Consider the following 1527-nt stretch of genomic DNA (forward strand, 5'->3'; position numbering starts at 1 on the left):
CAGTAAGACCGGGGGCTAAGTTGTCAGTACAGATGCATCACCATCGTGCCGAACATTGGATTGTCGTTAGTGGCACCGCTAAAGTAACCAATGGTGAAAAGACTTACCTGGTTACGGAAAATCAGTCGACTTACATACCAATTGGGCAGGTTCACGCTTTAGAGAACCCAGGCGTCATCCCATTGGAGCTAATCGAAGTCCAATCCGGCTCATACTTAGGCGAGAACGATATCGTGCGCTTTGAAGACAAGTACGGTAGGGCGTGAGCCTGTATTGACTTTATAATTTTTTGAATGGAAGCTATTTTTTGACTCAGAAAATTCTAGTTACCGGTGGTGCCGGTTACATTGGTTCCCACACCACCTTAGCTTTGCTGCAGGCTGGTTACGAAGTGGTCGCGCTCGATAACCTTTGCAATAGTTCGCAGGAGTCACTTCTCCGAGTCGAAAAAATTTGTGGCAAGAAGCCTGTATTTGTTCAAGGCGATATCAGGGACCGCGCATTGCTCGATGATGTTTTATCCAGACATAGGATCAGCGCTGTCCTGCACTTTGCTGGATTAAAGGCCGTGGGAGAGAGCACGTGCAAGCCTCTCTGTTACTACGAAAACAATGTCACAGGCAGTGTAACTCTTTGCCAAGCCATGGCCACGGCTGGGGTATTTCGGCTTGTATTCAGTTCCTCAGCGACAGTCTATGGTGAACCGACGCAAATGCCGATCAGGGAGGACTTCCAGACTGGAGTTCCTACCAACCCTTATGGTCGTACCAAGCTAATGGTTGAGGAGCTGTTGAAGGATTTAGCACATTCTGACTCCCGCTGGGGTATCGCATTGCTACGCTATTTCAATCCAGTTGGCGCACACGCCAGCGGGTTGATCGGTGAAGATCCAAATGGCATCCCCAATAACCTGCTCCCGTACGTTAGCCAAGTGGCAATCGGAAAACTCCCACAACTCGCGGTTTTTGGTGCCGATTACCCAACACCTGACGGAACGGGCATACGCGACTACATCCATGTGGTCGATCTGGCTGTGGGGCATTTAAAGGCTCTGCAAGCGCTCGCTAATAAAAACGGCGTGAATACCTGGAACCTAGGCACCGGAACCGGTTATAGCGTACTGGAAATGATCCGCGCGTTTGAAAAAGCAAGCGAGAAGCCAGTACCGTTTAAAATCGTGGGCCGTCGTCCGGGGGACATCGCCGAATGCTGGGCTGATCCTAGTAAGGCCGAACTAGAGCTTGGATGGAAGACGGAGCGTGGACTGCAGGAAATKATGACCGATACCTGGCGCTGGCAGTTGCTCAATCCTCAGGGTTATGCAACCAAGCGTTGCTGAAGAAAAACGCATATTTATGTTATGTAGCGTCCGCCCACCTACAATTTTCCGCAGAAAATCTCAAAAAACCTTTGCCCAGGCATTTTCCTACTTGTAATACCTACACTTCCTCCAATACCCTTACCCCAACAACCGTCGGGACTATCCTTTCAAGGAGCATGAACATGAAAAAGCTACTAGCTTTGGCC

General features: G+C 49.7%; 2 protein-coding genes. Both read left to right on the top strand.

The features are described from left to right. Positions 1 to 266, top strand: a 266-nt coding sequence (locus AC1DSG_RS31040; protein ID WP_477794276.1) for a cupin domain-containing protein, incomplete at its 5' end; no start/stop codon positions are given. 41 nt (positions 267 to 307) lie between these two features. Next, positions 308 to 1339, top strand: coding sequence for a UDP-glucose 4-epimerase GalE (galE, locus tag AC1DSG_RS31045; protein ID WP_477794277.1), 1032 nt, complete (start codon positions 308 to 310; stop codon positions 1337 to 1339). The last annotated feature ends 188 nt before the right edge of the window (positions 1340 to 1527 follow it).

The organism is Pseudomonas sp. P5_A12 (assembly GCF_056400685.1).